The sequence below is a fragment of the Nocardia asiatica NBRC 100129 genome (assembly GCF_000308415.1).
Taxonomy (GTDB): Bacteria; Actinomycetota; Actinomycetes; order Mycobacteriales; family Mycobacteriaceae; genus Nocardia; species Nocardia asiatica.
Window position 1 is genome coordinate 1 of sequence record NZ_BAFS01000104.1, and the last position, 15,717, is coordinate 15,717.

Here is a 15,717-nt window from a genome sequence, read left to right on the forward strand (position 1 = left end):
CGGTGAGCGGCGCCGCCGAAATCGACTGTCCCACCGAATCACCCGCACAGCGGGCCGTCTGCCGCAGGACGGCGTCGGCGCACCATGTGCCGTACACGCGCCCGGAGCGGGGTCGGTCGGCACCGCGTCGTGGACCATGCTGACGACCGGCTCCGGCGTGCGCGAATATCGCGGAGTCCGATGGGCTGTCGTCGAATCGTGCATGGGGCGGCCTGTGTGGAGGGCGGCGGGCACCGTGCGACGCGGTGACGAGTGGCGGCGGGCTGCTGCCGTTGTCGACGGCCGGCATGGGGCGTGCCGCGGACGAGCCGACTCCGTTCGTTCCGGAAGCGCGGGCTTCGCCGGGGCGACGGACGGTGTTCGGCACGCCTGCCCGACAGCGGTTTCGGGCGGCCGGCGACCGGTTGGGGGAGCGCTCGGCGGGCGGCGTCGGGACCTTCCGGGCAGTCCCCGCCGAGCGGTGGCGTGGCGTTGAGCGAGCGGTCCGTCGTAGTCGGCGAGGCCGCGGTTCCGGTGCGGCTGCGGTCGCTGACCTGGACCGTGTTCGTGCCGATGGTGCTTTACGGCATCGGGTCCGGCGCGGCGGCGCCGATGTACGCGCTGCGCGCGCTGGACCTGGGGGCGTCGGCCGGACTGGCCGGAGTCGTCGTCGCGCTGTCCGGGTTGGGCATGGTGCTCACCGATCTACCTGCGGGACGGGTCGTCGCCAGGATCGGGGAACGCGGCGCGTTGGCGGTGGGCTCGGTGCTCGGGGCGGTAGGGGTGTTCGCGGCGATCGTCGCGCCGAATGTCGGAGTGCTCGCGCTGGGCATGCTGCTCAACGGCGCGGCGAGTGCGGTGTGGGGTCTGGCTCGCCAGTCCTACCTCGTGGCCGTGGTGGCCGTGGGTGATCTCGGACGCGCGATGTCGACGCTGGCCGGTGCGATGCGGCTGGGCTTCTTCTGCGGACCGTTCCTCGGTGCGGGCTCGGTGCACTCGCTCGGCCCGAACGGCGCGCTGTGGTTGCAGCTGGCGGCCACGCTGATCGCCGGCGCGGCCATGGCGGCGATCCGATCGCCCGACGCGACAGCCGGCGCGGGCGCGCGGCGTTCGCTGAGCGCGGTGGTGGTCGAGCACCGCAGAATCCTGGGCACGCTCGGCCTGGCGGCGCTGCTGGTCGGCGCGGCACGCGCGTCGCGGCTGGCGCTGCTGCCACTGTGGGCGGCGTACATCGGGTTGAGCGCGTCGGCGACCAGCGTGGTGTTCGGTGTGGCCGGAGCGGTGGACGTGCTGCTGTCGTATCCGGCGGGAGTGTGGCTGGACCGCTACGGCAGGCGGGCTACCGGCGTGCCGTCGATGATCCTGTTCGCCGCCGGTTTCGGCGCGCTGCCGTGGACCTCTTCGCTGCTCGGTCTCGGCTGCGCGGCCGTGCTGCTCGGGCTCGCCAACGGAATGAGCAACGGGCTGATCATGACGGTCGGCGCCGATGTCGCACCCGACGGGCAGCGCGCGGAGTTCCTCGGCGCCTGGCGGCTCACCCATGACATCGGCATGTTCGCCGGTCCAGTGGCGGTCGGCGCGATCAGCGCCCTCACCGTGCTCGGCGGGGCGGCTGTCGCGCTCGCGCTCACCGCCGCGGTGGGCGCGTACACGATGCACCGCTGGTTCCCAGGGCCGGTGCGACCTACGCCGCAATCGCGTGGAGTCACCGAATAGTCGGCGACGGGCCGCTCGCCGCCGCGCGCGGATCGGCCGCAGCACTCGTCGCGTCGATACGGTGTCCGGCAGCGGAGCCGGTCAGCGGACGCGGGTGCCCAGCAGGTGGCGCACGCCCGCGACGAACAGTTGCAGACCGAAGTCGAATCGGGCGGTGGGGTCCGGGGTTTCGGTCAGCGGCGACGCGTCGTCGGGCAGGGCGCCCGCCGAATCCATCTGCATCCTGGACTGTTCGTCCACGGTCTCGCCGAGGACGTAGTAGAGCAGCGTGAACGCCGTCAGTTCGGCCTCCTGGCGCGGCATGCCCGCGCGAATCGCCGCGCTCACCAGACGCTCCCGGCCTTTGCTCGTGGTCAGCCGCGAAGCGTAGGTGGCCGAGACCAACTCGGCGCCGTCGCGATAGGCCAGCAGGCAGTCGCGCAGCCGGTGGGCCAATTCGGTGATCTGGCCGGACCATTCCTCGGCCTCGATCGGGTCCTCCATGGGCGCGAGGATCTTGTCCGCCACCGCGCCCAGCAGCGCCTGCTTGTTGGGGAAGTGCCAGTACAACGCGCCGGGCTGGACTTGGAGCGAGCCGGCCAGCCTGCGCATGGTGAGGTCGGCCAGGCCGTATCGGTCCAGAATCGCGATGGCGCCGTCGACCACGTCCGCACGGTGCAGCTGCACTCGATGTCCTTCCCGTCGTGCTTTGACTCACTCCTACCGCTACCCTAGCCTGAACACCGTTCAAGTTGCACGGCCACCTCGGCCGGAAGAAGGGATTCGCGCAGTGACCCAGGCACCGGTAGACACCGGCATTCTGTCGATCGCCCGCGAGCAGGTGCTCGAGCGCGGCGAGGGGCTCAACCAGGAACAGACCCTCGAGGTGCTACGCCTCGGCGACGACCGGCTGGAGGAGCTGCTCGCCCTGGCGCACGAGGTGCGCATGAAGTGGTGCGGCCCCGAAGTCGAGGTCGAGGGCATCATCAGCCTCAAAACCGGTGGCTGCCCCGAGGACTGCCACTTCTGCTCCCAGTCGGGCCTGTTCCAATCCCCCGTGCGCGCCGCGTGGCTGGACATCCCGAGCCTGGTCGAGGCCGCCAAGCAGACCGCGAAGACCGGCGCCACCGAGTTCTGCATCGTGGCCGCCGTACGCGGTCCGGACGAGCGCCTGATGGCCCAGGTGGCCGCGGGCGTCGAGGCGATCCGCAACGAGGTGGACATCCAGGTCGCCTGTTCGCTGGGCATGCTCACCCAGGAGCAGGTCGACCAGCTGGCCGCCATGGGCGTGCACCGCTACAACCACAACCTGGAGACCTCCCGCTCCTACTTCCCGAACGTGGTCACCACGCACACCTGGGAAGAGCGCTGGGACACCCTGCGCATGGTCCGCGAAGCGGGCATGGAGGTGTGCTGCGGCGGCATCCTCGGCATGGGCGAGACGCTGGAGCAGCGCGCCGAGTTCGCGGCGAACCTGGCCGAACTGGAGCCCGACGAGGTTCCGCTGAACTTCCTCAACCCGCGGCCGGGCACCCCGTTCGGCGACCTCGAGGTGCTGCCCGCCGCCGACGCGTTGCGCGCCGTCGCCGCGTTCCGGCTCGCGCTGCCGCGCACCATGCTGCGTTTCGCGGGCGGCCGCGAGATCACGCTGGGTGATCTCGGCGCCAAGCAGGGCATCCTGGGCGGTATCAACGCCGTCATCGTCGGCAACTACCTGACCACCCTGGGCCGCCCGGCCGAACAGGACCTGGATCTGCTGGGCGAACTGAAGATGCCGATCAAGGCGCTCAACGAAACACTCTGACCGGCTCGGTTGCGACAATGAGGCAGGCGAGCATGAGTACTGTCATGAACATGGACGAGCGCTACAACCCGTTCACCGGCAAGCGAATCGTGCCCGGCCTCGACGACGCGGTCCCCGCCGCCGCCGCGCTGGGCCTGGAGCCGCCGCGCTTCTGCGAACAGTGCGGCCGCCGCATGATCGTGCAGGTGAGTCCGGACGGTTGGTGGGCCAAGTGCTCCCGGCACGGCGTCATCGACTCGGCCGAACTGGAGCGCCGCTAGTGGCGTCGACGTCTCGGGACGAGTTGCGAGCGGTCGCGCTGGCCGCCGTCGCAGTTGTGGTGGTCAGCGCGATCGCCGGCGCCGGATGGGGCCTGCTCGCGCCGACCGAACGGCTGCTGGTGGTCGAGCAGGGGCGCGGTGTCGCGTTGACCGGTGAGAGCGCGCATCAGTTCGACGCGCTGGCGTTGTTCGCGCTCGTCGGGGCGGTGCTCGGTCTGCTCTCGGCACTGGCCGTATGGCGGTGGCGGTCGGCGCGGGGGCCACTGCTGCAACTCGGCCTGCTGATCGGCTCCGGCGTGGGAGCGGTGGTGATGGCGGGCGTGGGAGAGCAGGTCGCCGCATGGCTGCATCCGCGCCCGCACGATCCGCCGGTCGGACAGATCGTCGCCTTGCCGATCGAGCTGGGCAGTTCGCTCGCGCTGATCGTGCAGCCGCTGATCGCCTCGTTCGTCATGCTGTTCCTCGCCGCGCTCAGTACTTCGGAGGATCTCGGCAGCGGCCGCCGCGCCGCCCGGCGCGACGAAGGAGCGTTCGACGCCTACGCGCCGTACGGTGCGGCTGCGAGCGGGGGAGAGCTGCCCTATCGTGGCTACGAGCCTGCCGCGGAAGGGTATTCGGTGCCCGAGTACCCGCCACGGCGCTGACGCGCCGCCGTGTCCGTAAGGCATCCCGAACCACCCTGTGGTCGGGAAACGCGTAGCGCGGGAAGGAATGGGACGTGGCCTTTGTGAGTGGCGGTCCGGTCGTCGAAGGACTCGACGCCAGGTTCTGGCGGGTGACCGAACCGCTCGTCTATCGCGGCGCCACCGAGGAGTTCGTGGTTCCCGCCGGTTTCCGTACCGATTTCGCCTCGGTGCCCCGCGCACTGATCTGGCTGGTACCGCGTTACGGCGTCTACACCCGCGCCGCGATCCTGCACGATTACCTGCTCGGCTCGAAAGTGGTGAGCGTCGCCGACGCCGACGGCATCTTCCGCCGCAGCCTGCACGAACTCGGGGTCTCCCTGCCACGGCGCTGGATGATGTGGGCCGCCGTGCGCGCGGCCCATCAGTTGCGCGGCGCGAGCACGGGCGAGATGGCCCTGTTCGTCGTCGTCGCCGTACCCTCGGTCCTCTTCCTGGCCGTCCCCGTCACCGTGGTGACGGCGTTCCTGGTGCTGTTCTGGCTGGTGGAACTGGTCTTCTGGGCCGGATCGCGAGTGGCGCGGCGAACCGAGGCCCCGCCGCCCGGCCCGCAGATGAAAACCGCCTGACCGGTCCGGCGGTGCCGCTCCGTTGATTCCGATTTCCCGGCGGCGATCGGCGACGTAGCGTTCGGGTATGGCGGAGCTGGTTCTGGGGCCGGTGTTGCGGCACGTCGACGCGACTTCGGCGACCGTCTGGGTGGAAACCGACGGCGCGTGCGAGGTGGACGTTCTGGGACGGCTCGCGCGCACGTTCCAGGTGGGGGAACAGCACTTCGCGCTGGTCTCGATCGACGGACTGGAACCCGGCGCGTCGATTCCCTACCAGGTACGGCTGGACGGGACGCCCGTGTGGCCGGAGCCGGGATCGGATCTGCCGCCCTGCCGGATTCGCACGCGGACCGTCGAGAAGATCCTGTTCGGGTCGTGCCGGGCGGCCAAGGCCACGCCCGGCGTGCTGGACGCCGACAAGCTGGGGGTGGATGCGCTGGACGCGTACGCCCTGCGCATGATGCGCGCACCCGAGCGGGAATGGCCGGACGCGCTGCTGCTGCTCGGTGACCAGGTCTACGCCGACGAGCCGACGCCGCGGATGGCGCAGTGGCTGGCGCGACGGCGCGGCGCGCAGGAACCGCGCGGCGAAGTCGTGTCCTTCCGCGAGTACGCCGAGCTCTACCACGAGTCCTGGGCGGACCCGGAGATCCGCTGGCTGATGTCGACCGTGCCCACGTCGATGATCTTCGACGACCACGATGTGCGCGACGACTGGAACACCTCGCGCGCCTGGCGCGAGCAGATGGCGGCCCGGCCGTGGTGGCGCGGGCGCATCCGCGCCGGGCTCGCGTCCTACTGGGTGTACCAGCACATCGGCAATCTCGGTCCGGACGAGCTGGCCCGCGACCCGCTCTACCGTCAGGTCACCGAGGCGGGCGAGGACGTGCGGGAACTGCTGGAGGATTTCGCCGAGCAGGCCGACAAGGAGGTCGACGGCCGCAAACCCGCCCGCTGGAGCTACCGCCGCGACTTCGGCCGGATCCGGCTGCTGGTGATCGACACCCGCGGCGGCCGAATCCTGGACGGGCAGCGGCTGATGGTCGGGCCGGAGGAATTCGACTGGATCGAGCGCAACGCCGAGGGCGATTTCGACCACCTGCTGATCGGATCGTCGCTGCCGTGGCTGATGCCGCCCGCGCTGAGCCACTTCCAATCGCTCAACGAGCGCGCGGCGGATCTGCCGGGATGGCGCGGTCGGCTCGGCGAGAAGGTCAGGCAGGCAGCGGATCTGGAGCACTGGCCCGCGTTCCGCGCGTCCTTCGAACGGTTGGCGCGGCTGATCCACCGGCTGGGCAGCGCGCCCGGCGCGCCCGGCACGATCTGCGTGCTCTCCGGGGACGTGCACCACAGCTACGTCGCGCACGCCACCTACTCGCGGCCGACGAAATCGCAAGTGCTGCAACTGGTGTGCTCGCCGGTGCACAACGAACCGCCGAAGATGTTCCATCCGGCGTTCGCGTTGTCATGGGCCGCGCCGGTCGCTTCGGCGCTGCGGTGGCTCGCGGATCGGCGAGGAATCTCCCCCGACCCGGTTCGATGGCGCAAGATCAGCGGCCCGCATTTCGGCAACTCGATAGCTTCCCTCGTGGTCCGGGGCCGCTCCGCCCGGTTCCAGCTGGAGACCGCACGCCCGGGAGAGGGGCTGGTCGAGGTAGCCGATCTGGAACTCGACGGACAACCGTGACCCGCCAGGACACGCAAAAGCCCCGCACCGTTATGGTGCGGGGCTCCTACCTGACTACGTCGATCAGATCGCGCGGACGTCCTGGGCCTGCGGGCCCTTCTGTCCTTGGCCGATCTCGAACTCCACGCGCTGCCCCTCTTCAAGGGACTTGAATCCCGAGCCGGACACGGCGGAGTAATGAACGAAGACGTCGGCGCCGCCACCGTCTTGCGCGATGAAGCCGAAGCCCTTTTCGCTGTTAAACCACTTCACACTGCCTTGAGCCATTGCTTACTTCAATCTTTTCTGTAGATGAGCCAGGTCGAATCACATTGATAACCCGATCTCAGTAGTCCACCCTGCCATGGATCGGCCCGCGCCGATACCGCCGGGCCCGGTTTGTGAGCGAACCGACAACGAGCGGGGTCCGCCGATCACGCAGCGTGACCCGCTCGATTCGGCCGATTCCTCGGCTCCGAAAACAAGTGGAGGACCAGGTGGTAGCGCGGATATGGTGGGCGGCCGAAGCAGCCGGCAACGCGCCGAAAGGAGGCCGGGCGATGAATCGACGTCCAGTGGTCGAGACGCCACCCGCCGAGCGGGAGCGCGCGGATCTGGCGGCTTGGCGGCGGCGAGATGCCTTGCGGCGCAGCAACGCCGCGCGTCCGATAGCGAGCAAGCGGCAGTATCGGCGCCGGTCCAAGCACTGCAAATCGGACACCTCCTCCTGAGCCTCCGGCCGCGGCCTGCGCGGCCCGGCAGCGTGGCGCGCCCACGGTCGGTCAGCTGCCACGCGCGGCAAACCGGCCCTGCGCCGAGGCCGCGGTTCAGGAAGGGCCGGGCGGGCGCAGCGCCGCGAACTCGTCGGTCACTCGCAGGCCGGAGTCGGTGAAGCGGTAGACCGCGGCCGGGCGGCCGCCCGCACGGCCAGGAGCGGCGGTGGCTCCGGTGGGCGTGATCACTTTGCGGCGGGAAAGCACGCGTTGGAGATTGGTCGTGTCGACGTCGTATCCAAGTGCGGCGCAGTAGATTTCGCGCAAAGTTGACATGGTGAACCGGTCCGGCGCGAGGGCGAAGGCGATATTGGTGTACGAGAGCTTCGCGGCCAGGCGGGTGCGCGCGTGGTCGACCACCGTGCGGTGATCGAAGGACATGTCCGGCAGCGCCGAGACCGGATGCCAGGCGGTGTCCGAGGGCAGCTGCGGGTCGGCGGTCAACGGCACCAGGCCGAGATAGGCCGAGGCGATGCGCCGCGGGCTCGGCACCCGGTCGGGGGCGCTGAACACCGAAAGTTGTTCCAGATGGCTCAGCTCGCGCACGTCCACCTTCTCGGCGAGCTGACGGCGCGCGGAGGTGTCGAGGTCCTCGTCGTCGCGCAGCCGTCCGCCGGGGAGTGACCAGGTGCCCTTCTGCGGGTCGAGCGCGCGTTCCCAAAGCAACACCGCCAGTTCGGTCCGCTGGTCGGGCGGGCAACGCCGCAGCATCCCTTCTGCCTGGTCTGCTTGGTCGTGACCTGCGCCGATAGCCTTCGGGAAGCGGCGAACCTGGAACACCGCGGTGAGCGATTCGTGGATGGTGCTACTATGGGCCACGTTTTCGATTATAAGTCGAAAACCTGGTTTGGTGCGAATCGGCGCGTGGCCGACCGCACGAGGAAGGGAGCCATCCATGGCGACGACGGGTGCGAAACTGGCGCCCCCGCTGATGGGGCAGGTGTTCGACGGGCCCTCCGGGTTCGCGGGTGTCGAGGCAACGCCGGAGTGGGCGCAGGAGGTCGAGCGACTGGCCCGGGAGCGCAACGCGACGATTCTGGCGCACAACTACCAGCTGCCCGCGATCCAGGACGTGGCCGACCACGTCGGCGACTCGCTGGCGCTGTCGCGGATCGCGGCCGAGGCGCCCGAGGACACCATCGTGTTCTGCGGCGTGCACTTCATGGCCGAGACCGCCAAGATCCTGAGCCCGGCGAAAACCGTGCTCATCCCGGATCAGCGGGCCGGATGCTCGCTCGCGGATTCGATCACGGCCGACGAACTGCGCGCCTGGAAGGCCGAGCATCCCGACGCGGTGGTCGTGTCCTACGTGAACACCACCGCCGAGGTGAAGGCGCTCACCGACATCTGCTGCACCTCGTCCAACGCGGTCGACGTGGTGGCCTCGATCGACCCGGACCGCGAGGTGCTGTTCCTGCCGGACCAGTTCCTCGGCGCGCACGTCAAGCGGGTCACCGGCCGGGCGAACATGCACATCTGGGCGGGTGAGTGCCACGTGCACGCGGGCATCAACGGCGACGAGCTGACCGAGCAGGCGCGCACGCACCCCGACGCGGAGCTGTTCGTGCACCCCGAGTGCGGCTGCGCCACCTCGGCGCTGTACCTGGCGGGCGAGGGCGCGTTCCCCGCCGACCGGGTGCACATCCTGTCGACCGGCGGCATGATCGACGCGGCCAAGGCGGCGAAGTCGAACCAGGTGCTGGTGGCCACCGAGGTCGGCATGCTGCACCAGTTGCGCAAGGCCGCCCCCGGCATCGACTTCCAGGCCGTCAACGACCGGGCGTCGTGCAAGTACATGAAGATGATCACCCCGGCGGCGCTGCTGCGCTGCCTGGTCGAAGGCCGCGACGAAGTACATGTCGATCCGGAAACCGCCGCACTCGGCCGTAATTCGGTGCAGCGGATGATCGCGATCGGCAACCCCGGCGGCGGTGAATGAGTTCGACCCCGATGGGTCGGCCTCCGGCGGAGCGCGGTGTCAGCAGCGGGAGCGCTGAACACCGCGCTCGCGCGGGAGCGCCGACGCCGATCGCGAGACAGAGAGGCGCGGGCCGATGACGGTTTCGATCGACTGGGAGGCCGAGGCCGACCTGGTCGTGATCGGCGGCGGCGTCGCGGGACTGACCGCGGCGCGCACCGCGTCGCTGCACGGTCTTCGAGTGCTCACGCTCAGCAAAGGCGGGCCCACCGACACCTCCACCCAGTACGCCCAAGGCGGCATCGCCGTGGTGGCGCCGCACGGGGACTCGGTGCAATCGCACGTGCACGACACGGTGGAGGCGGGCGCGGGACTGTGCGACGTGGCGGCCGTGCGCTCCATCGTCGAGGGCGGGCAGGCCGCGGTGACCGCGCTGACCGACCTGGGCGCGGTGTTCGACCTCGGCCGCGACGGCCAGATCTCGCGGACCCGCGAGGGCGGGCACAGCACCCGCCGGATCATCCACGCCGGTGGCGACGCCACGGGCGCGGAGGTGCAGCGAGCGCTGAACGAGGCCGGTCTGCCGGTGCTGTTCGGCGCCGCGGCCGGTGAGATCGTCACCGGGCCGAACGGTGTGCGGGGCGTGGTCGCGGTGTCGGACCAGGGATTCGGCGTAGTGCACGCGCCCGCCGTACTCCTGGCCACCGGTGGGCTGGGACAGTTGTACGCGCTGAGCACCAATCCGCCGGGCGCCACCGCCGACGGGGCCGCGCTCGGACTGTGGGCGGGAGCGGCCGTCGCCGATCTCGAGTTCGTGCAGTTCCACCCGACCGTGCTCTACACCCCGGGCGGAGTCGGGCGCAGGCCGCTGATCAGCGAAGCGGTGCGCGGCGAAGGCGCGACGCTGGTGGACACCGCGGGCGATCCGGTGACCGAGGGAGTGCATCCGCGCGGCGACCTCGCACCTCGTGACGTGGTCTCCCGTGCCATCGCCGCGCGCATGCGGGCGCTCGGCGCCGAGCACGTCTACCTCGACGCACGCTCGATCGACGGTTTCCCGCAACGGTTTCCGACGATCACCGCCTCGTGTCTGGCGGCGGGCATCGACCCGCGCACGGATCTGATCCCGGTCGCGCCGGCCGCGCACTACCAGTGCGGGGGCGTGGTCACCGACACCCACGGCCGCACCGGAGTGCCCGGCTTGTACGCGGCCGGTGAGGTCGCGCGCACGGGTCTGCACGGGGCGAACCGGCTGGCCTCCAACAGCTTGCTGGAGGGACTGGTGGTCGGCGAGCGGGCCGGGGCCGCCGCTGCCGAGCGGCTCGGTGAGCGGGCCGGTGTGCACGAGATTCCCGCTCGTTTCGCCGAATACGCCTCCCGTGGCGTAGTGCAGGGCCTCATGACGACGCACGCGTCGGTGGTGCGCGACCGCGCCGGTCTGGCCGAAGCGCTCAAACGGCTCGACGACGTGGTCATCCGGCGCGACACGCGGACCGCCGCCGCACACCCGATCGCCGGAATCGAGGACGCCGCGTTGACCCTCGCGGCACGCGCCCTGCTGCTGGCCGCGCTCGCCCGCACCGAGAGCCGCGGCTGTCACACCCGGTCGGATCACCCGCGGGCCGTGCCCGAACTCCGCCACAGCCTCCCGATCCGGCTGAACGACGACGGCGTCCCCGAGTGCGCCCCCATTTCCTGACCACAGCCGCCGAGCCGGACCGGCGTCCACCGGCCCCGCTCGGCGAGAGAGGAACACTTCGATGGCTTTGGACGCCGCCCTGGATCGCGACGAGGTGCTGCGGCTCATCCGCGCGGCGCTGGACGAGGACCTGCGTTACGGCCCGGACGTCACCACGACGGCCACCGTGCCCGCCGACGCGGTGATCAAGGCGTCGGTGGTCTCCCGGGAGCCGGGCACCGTCGCCGGACTCGACGCCGGATTGCTGGTGCTCGACGAGGTGATCGGCGCGAGCGGCTACGAGGTCACCGATCGGGTGGCCGACGGCACCCGGGTGTCGCCGGGGCAGTCCGTGCTGAGCCTGATCGCGCCGACCAGGGGCCTGCTCACCGCGGAACGCACCATGCTCAACCTGGTGTGCCACCTGTCCGGCATCGCCACCGCGACCGCCGCCTGGGTGGACGCCGTCGCGGGCACCGACTGCCGCGTCCGGGACAGTCGCAAGACGCTGCCCGGACTGCGCGCGCTGCAGAAATACGCCGTGCGCGTCGGCGGCGGTGTCAACCACCGCATGGGCCTCGGTGACGCCGCGCTGATCAAGGACAACCATGTGGTCGCCGCGGGGTCTGTGGTCGAGGCGCTGCGCGCGGTCCGCGCCGCCGCTCCCGACATCGCCTGCGAGGTCGAGGTCGACAGCCTCGAACAACTCGACGCCGTGCTCGCCGAGAACGTGGAACTCGTGCTGCTGGACAATTTCCCGCTCTGGCAGACGCAGGCGGCCGTGCAGCGCCGCAACGCCGCGTCCCCGCGCACGAAACTGGAGTCCTCCGGCGGCCTGAGCCTCGCCGCCGCCGCCGACTACGCCCGCACCGGCGTCGACTACCTCGCGGTGGGCGCCCTCACCCACTCCGTTCGGGTCCTCGACCTCGGACTGGACATGTAGTCAGCCGGCCCGCACCATCGTGCGCTGGTGCACCCGTCGGCCGCGGTAGCGCAGGCCGGGAACCAGGGGCTCGGCGCCGTGGGCGGTGAAGCCCATGCGCTCGAAGAAACGGACCGCGCGGACGTTCTCGACCAGTGTCTGCAAGTGGCAGCCGGGTGATCCGGCTTCGGCCAGCCGCTCGAACCAGCGGACCATCAGCCGGTCGGCGGCCCCGGTGCCCCTGGCTTCCGGCGCGACATTGATATGCAGATGGCTCGGCCAGCGTTCGTCGCGGAAATCGCCCGCCAGCGGGGCCCGGCGGATCGCCGCACCGGCGGCGTCGGCGATGCTGCGTGCGAAGAACCCGGCCGAGGCGCGGCGAAACACCAAGCGATAGCGGCGGATCGCCCGATCGATGCGCTCGCTCTCGCCGGGAAATGCCGCGCTGTCCACACAGCCCGTCAGATATCCGACCAGCTCACCCCCGGCCTCCGCGACGAACAGCGAATCCGGTTCCAGATCCATGTACGGCTCCAGATAGACAGCCGCCTCGGACTCCGCATGCCCCCACAGCGACTCCGTCGGCGAACCCGCCCCGGCCCGGACGAACAACTCGCGCAGAGCAGCTCGGTCCTCTTCGGCGAACCCGCGAATCCCCATAACTCTCCTGGTGTGGACCGGGCTGGCTCACGGCCTTTGTTTCTCTGGCGTGCAACAATCTTCAGCAGGATCGCCACGCTCCCGCCGGGGTATACGCTCTCACTCGGCAGGCATGGTGTCGAGTCTGCCCTTCACACCCCGCTGCCGGTAGGTGTTGCTATGGTGCCGACCTCGTCGTCCGCTCGGCCATGCCGCACCAGGACGCGGAACGCACAGTATCGGTGCTCCGACCATCGAAGTGATCTGCGCCGTATGTCGTTCTCTCGACACGATTTCCGCCCCTGACGCGCGCCGCTGATTCAGACTGAAGTGTCGGCTCGGTGACGGACTCGAACCATCCGGGCCCGATCTCGCTTCGCTACGTCGGCTCGACACATTCCGGGGATGACCATGCTGCGGATGCACGACTTCCTCGGCTCTGCGGCCGGTGACGCACAACCGGTGGGATGGAACGCCCGCCGTCGAACTGCCGAGTGCGACGGCGGCCGATATGAGCCAGGTAGAAGGGGGAACAGATGTTGGGACAGATTCTCGCGAACGGTTTCGCGCGAGTACGCCTGAGCCAGGCCGAGGCAACGCAGCTGGCGACGTTGTACGCCGAGGCGATGACATTCTTCGATGCCGGACCGGACGCCAATTGTCGGTACAGCAATGCCCGGCTGTCGAACGGATACCGGCCGCCGGGATCTTCGTACAATAATTTCGATCCGATCGACGGGGTGGATCTGAACGACTCGTTCCTGTATTGGAATCCCGGAGCCGCGCGCGGAATTCCCGGCCACGAGCGCATTCTGCCCTTTCTGCGAGCGCTCGAAGCCTACCGCGCCGGGGCGCTGTATCGAGTCGTGAACGCCCTCATGGCCGACCTGGCGCGCCGCTACGACTATCGGCGCCGCTTGCCCTTCATGAAAGCCTCTGTCTTGCAGATCAATTCGTATGACACGCTCAGCGATCGGGAATTCCTGCAGACAACCCATGAGGACGGCACCCTGGCCACAGTCATCTGGACGTGCGGACCGGGTCTGGAAGTGATCGCCGGCGACGATGCGGTTCGGGCCGACGTCGCCCGGGACGAGGTGCTCGTCATGCCCGGCGCGATATTGAGCGCGATGACGGGCGGCGACATCCGACCGCTCTATCACCGGGTGCGCAATTTCGGCGCCGAAAGCCTCGATCGCAAGTCCATCATGTACTTCAGCTGCCCCGATGTGGACAGCGGCCCGATCCCGCCCTATGTCGTCGACGAGTCGAACCCCGGCGTCGATATCGGCGAACTGATCCGAACAGCCACGGACGCCTTCGGTTTACCGTCCGACTTCATCGTCGATCATTGAGTGATACGCGCACCACGCGCCTCTCGCGGTCGATGTGCATTTCGCGTCGCGCGAGGTGCGGGGCGTTGAACGCACGTCGGTCAGGCGGTGAGTTCGCGTTCCAGCGGTGTGCGGAATCGGGGGACGGCGCGGACCTCGCCGAACCATTCGGCGGTTCGCTGCGCTTGCGCGGTGATCAGCGCTTCGGCGTCCGCGCCCACGTCTTCGAGCAGGCGGTAGACGATCTCGCCGTCCTTGCGCTGAGCCCAGCCGCCGACGATCCGTCCGTCCCACCAGACGGTGGGACCGATATTGCCGTTGCGATCGAACAGCTTCGGGGCGTGCGGGCCGAGGTACCACTCACGGGCCTGCCAGCCCATCGGCGTCGGGTCGAGGGCGGGGAGCAAGGCCGCCCACGGCTCCGGGGCGGCGACCGGCTCCACGTCGTCGGCCAGCAGCACACCGGTCACGCCGTTCAGGTCGACCTCGACCAGATCGAGCGCGCCGAGCGCCGCGCGCACTTCGCCGAGCGTCCAGCCGGTCCACCACTTCACGTCGGACACCGGCGCGGGACCGAAGGCGCGCAACCAGTGGCGGACCAGCTCGGCGCGGGCTTCGTCGGCGGGAAGGGCGGCGAGTCCGCCGGGCAACCACGATTCGATCGGCGACCAGGTGTACTGGCTGCTGGCCCAGCTGCCGTTGGGCCGCCCGCGCACGATGCGGCCTTCGCAACCGAGCGTCACCAGTACCCAGGTGGTGATGTTCGTCGGCTTCGAATACGCCTTGTCCGGAGCGGTGTTCACCTGGGTGCGCAAGCGGGGGACGTCCTTGCTCAGCTGCGCGCCGGTCGCCGCGCCACGCGCCAGCAGCGCTTTGTGGGTCTCCGCTTCCACCTCGGCCCACCAGCCCGGCGTGTCACCGTCGCCGATGCCGGCCTGCGCCAGATATTTGCCATAGGTACGCCGTTGCTTGTGCGCCAGAGCGTCCGCGCAGGAGGCTTGCAGCACCGGCACCAGCTCGACCGGCACGACGAACATGGTGCGGCGCATGGCGAGCATCCGCAGCAGCGAACGGTCCTGGTAGAGCGCCTGTTCGACGTCCGAGGGGCGCAGGCCGTCGGCGCGAGCGGCGACCGAGAGGAAGACGGTCGCCGGATCGGTCGCGTGCAGGGCCACCATCGAGCGGGCGATGTCGGCGACCCGCCCGGCCCGCTCCGGTGCGGCCAAGCGGTGCCGTACCGCGAGCCGAGCGCGCCGCTCGGCGGCATCAATCGAACGCATAGGCGAATCGTAGCGTTCGCGGCCGGAACTCAGAGGCCGAAGCGCTCCGGCGCCAAACGCAGCGTCCGGCAGGCGTCACGGACGGCCTCGACCGCCGCAGGCCCGCACACGCCGGACGCGCTGCCGGTCAGGATGCCGATCCGGATCACCGCATCCGCTTCCACCGGCTTGCCCCCGGCCTTGGCGATCTGCCGCAGTACGTGCGCGCAGCCGCGCACCGGGTGGTTCGCCAGCCGATTGCAGTTGTCCTCGAACAGCGCGCGCAGATCGTCGACCGGGAAGTTCCGCAGGACCGGGTCGGTGGTGACGAGTTCGGCGACGGCGGCGCGGTCACCCGCCTCGGTGGCGCCGTCGCCCATGGCGACCAGCGCGCACAGGGCGACGGCCGCGTCGCGGAAAGAGCCGCCGCGCAGAGCGTTGCGCTCGGCCAGCAATTGGGCGCGCCACGTCACGGCGTTCTCCGCCAGCGTGCTGATCAGGGTCGCGTCGGGGGTGCGGCGGGGTGCGTAGGCCATGGCGAACTCCATGAGAAGAC

The 15,717-nt window shown here is 70.0% G+C and carries 17 protein-coding genes; 11 read left to right on the plus strand and 6 right to left on the minus strand.

What is annotated here, in order from left to right:
- Positions 1 to 471: 471 nt before the first annotated feature.
- A complete protein-coding gene (locus ON27_RS09905) occupies positions 472 to 1,695 on the plus strand; it encodes an MFS transporter (RefSeq protein WP_245559895.1) in 1,224 nt (407 codons plus the stop codon).
- Positions 1,696 to 1,776: 81 nt separating this feature from the next.
- On the opposite strand, the gene ON27_RS09910 is transcribed toward ON27_RS09905, so the two are convergent.
- A complete protein-coding gene (locus tag ON27_RS09910) occupies positions 1,777 to 2,361 on the minus strand; it encodes a TetR/AcrR family transcriptional regulator C-terminal domain-containing protein (protein WP_043723130.1) in 585 nt (194 codons plus the stop codon).
- A 103-nt stretch (positions 2,362 to 2,464) separates the two neighbouring features.
- On the opposite strand from ON27_RS09910, the gene bioB reads away from it, so the two are divergent.
- The 5 genes from bioB to ON27_RS09935 all read left to right on the plus strand — a co-directional run bounded on the left by bioB (position 2,465) and on the right by ON27_RS09935 (position 6,659).
- Positions 2,465 to 3,478, plus strand: coding sequence for a biotin synthase BioB (gene bioB / locus ON27_RS09915; RefSeq protein WP_043723133.1), 1,014 nt, complete (start codon positions 2,465 to 2,467; stop codon positions 3,476 to 3,478).
- 32 nt (positions 3,479 to 3,510) lie between these two features.
- Entirely contained in the window at positions 3,511 to 3,738 is a 228-nt protein-coding gene (gene bsaP, locus ON27_RS09920) for a biotin synthase auxiliary protein BsaP (protein ID WP_043723134.1), read from the plus strand.
- Positions 3,738 to 4,382, plus strand: a complete 645-nt coding sequence (locus ON27_RS09925) for a DUF2567 domain-containing protein (RefSeq protein ID WP_051046401.1) — start codon at positions 3,738 to 3,740, stop codon at positions 4,380 to 4,382. The genes bsaP and ON27_RS09925 overlap by 1 nt, the downstream gene beginning before the upstream one ends.
- 74 nt (positions 4,383 to 4,456) lie before the next feature.
- Positions 4,457 to 4,990 carry a DUF1353 domain-containing protein gene (locus ON27_RS09930; RefSeq protein WP_043723136.1) on the plus strand — a complete coding sequence of 178 codons (534 nt, stop codon included), beginning with the start codon at positions 4,457 to 4,459 and terminating at the stop codon, positions 4,988 to 4,990.
- Positions 4,991 to 5,057: 67 nt separating this feature from the next.
- Entirely contained in the window at positions 5,058 to 6,659 is a 1,602-nt protein-coding gene (locus tag ON27_RS09935; protein ID WP_043723140.1) for an alkaline phosphatase D family protein, read from the plus strand.
- A 63-nt stretch (positions 6,660 to 6,722) separates the two neighbouring features.
- Here ON27_RS09935 and ON27_RS09940 read toward each other — a convergent pair whose 3' ends face one another.
- The gene (locus tag ON27_RS09940; protein ID WP_040741190.1) at positions 6,723 to 6,926 is read right to left on the minus strand and encodes a cold-shock protein; all 204 of its coding nucleotides are present in this window, start codon (positions 6,924 to 6,926) and stop codon (positions 6,723 to 6,725) included.
- A 272-nt stretch (positions 6,927 to 7,198) separates the two neighbouring features.
- Between ON27_RS09940 and ON27_RS43875 the strand changes: the two genes are divergently transcribed.
- Positions 7,199 to 7,369, plus strand: coding sequence for a hypothetical protein (locus tag ON27_RS43875; RefSeq protein ID WP_169334499.1), 171 nt, complete (start codon positions 7,199 to 7,201; stop codon positions 7,367 to 7,369).
- Positions 7,370 to 7,465: 96 nt separating this feature from the next.
- On the opposite strand, the gene ON27_RS09945 is transcribed toward ON27_RS43875, so the two are convergent.
- A complete protein-coding gene (locus ON27_RS09945) occupies positions 7,466 to 8,122 on the minus strand; it encodes an NUDIX hydrolase (RefSeq protein WP_174377684.1) in 657 nt (218 codons plus the stop codon).
- Positions 8,123 to 8,306: 184 nt separating this feature from the next.
- Between ON27_RS09945 and nadA the strand changes: the two genes are divergently transcribed.
- From nadA to nadC, 3 genes are all read left to right on the plus strand, one after another.
- Positions 8,307 to 9,350 (plus strand): quinolinate synthase NadA, encoded by a 1,044-nt coding sequence (gene nadA / locus ON27_RS09950; protein WP_043723146.1) that lies wholly within the window; start codon positions 8,307 to 8,309, stop codon positions 9,348 to 9,350.
- 115 nt (positions 9,351 to 9,465) lie between these two features.
- On the plus strand, positions 9,466 to 11,028 hold the full coding sequence (locus ON27_RS09955; protein ID WP_043723149.1) for an L-aspartate oxidase: 1,563 nt from the start codon (positions 9,466 to 9,468) through the stop codon (positions 11,026 to 11,028).
- 61 nt (positions 11,029 to 11,089) lie between these two features.
- On the plus strand, positions 11,090 to 11,950 hold the full coding sequence (nadC, locus tag ON27_RS09960; protein ID WP_043723152.1) for a carboxylating nicotinate-nucleotide diphosphorylase: 861 nt from the start codon (positions 11,090 to 11,092) through the stop codon (positions 11,948 to 11,950).
- Here the strand turns inward: nadC and ON27_RS09965 are convergent, their stop codons facing one another.
- The gene (locus tag ON27_RS09965; protein WP_043723155.1) at positions 11,951 to 12,589 is read right to left on the minus strand and encodes a GNAT family N-acetyltransferase; all 639 of its coding nucleotides are present in this window, start codon (positions 12,587 to 12,589) and stop codon (positions 11,951 to 11,953) included. It lies immediately after the preceding gene.
- A gap of 515 nt (positions 12,590 to 13,104) precedes the next feature.
- Here ON27_RS09965 and ON27_RS09970 point away from each other — a divergent pair.
- A complete protein-coding gene (locus ON27_RS09970; RefSeq protein WP_043723158.1) occupies positions 13,105 to 13,923 on the plus strand; it encodes a 2OG-Fe(II) oxygenase family protein in 819 nt (272 codons plus the stop codon).
- Between the two features lie 80 nt (positions 13,924 to 14,003).
- Here ON27_RS09970 and ON27_RS09975 read toward each other — a convergent pair whose 3' ends face one another.
- Together ON27_RS09975 and ON27_RS09980 are read right to left on the minus strand one after the other, a co-directional pair.
- Positions 14,004 to 15,182, minus strand: coding sequence for a winged helix DNA-binding domain-containing protein (locus tag ON27_RS09975; protein ID WP_043723162.1), 1,179 nt, complete (start codon positions 15,180 to 15,182; stop codon positions 14,004 to 14,006).
- Between the two features lie 29 nt (positions 15,183 to 15,211).
- On the minus strand, positions 15,212 to 15,717 hold a 506-nt coding region (locus tag ON27_RS09980), incomplete at its 5' end, for a TerB family tellurite resistance protein (protein WP_218002973.1).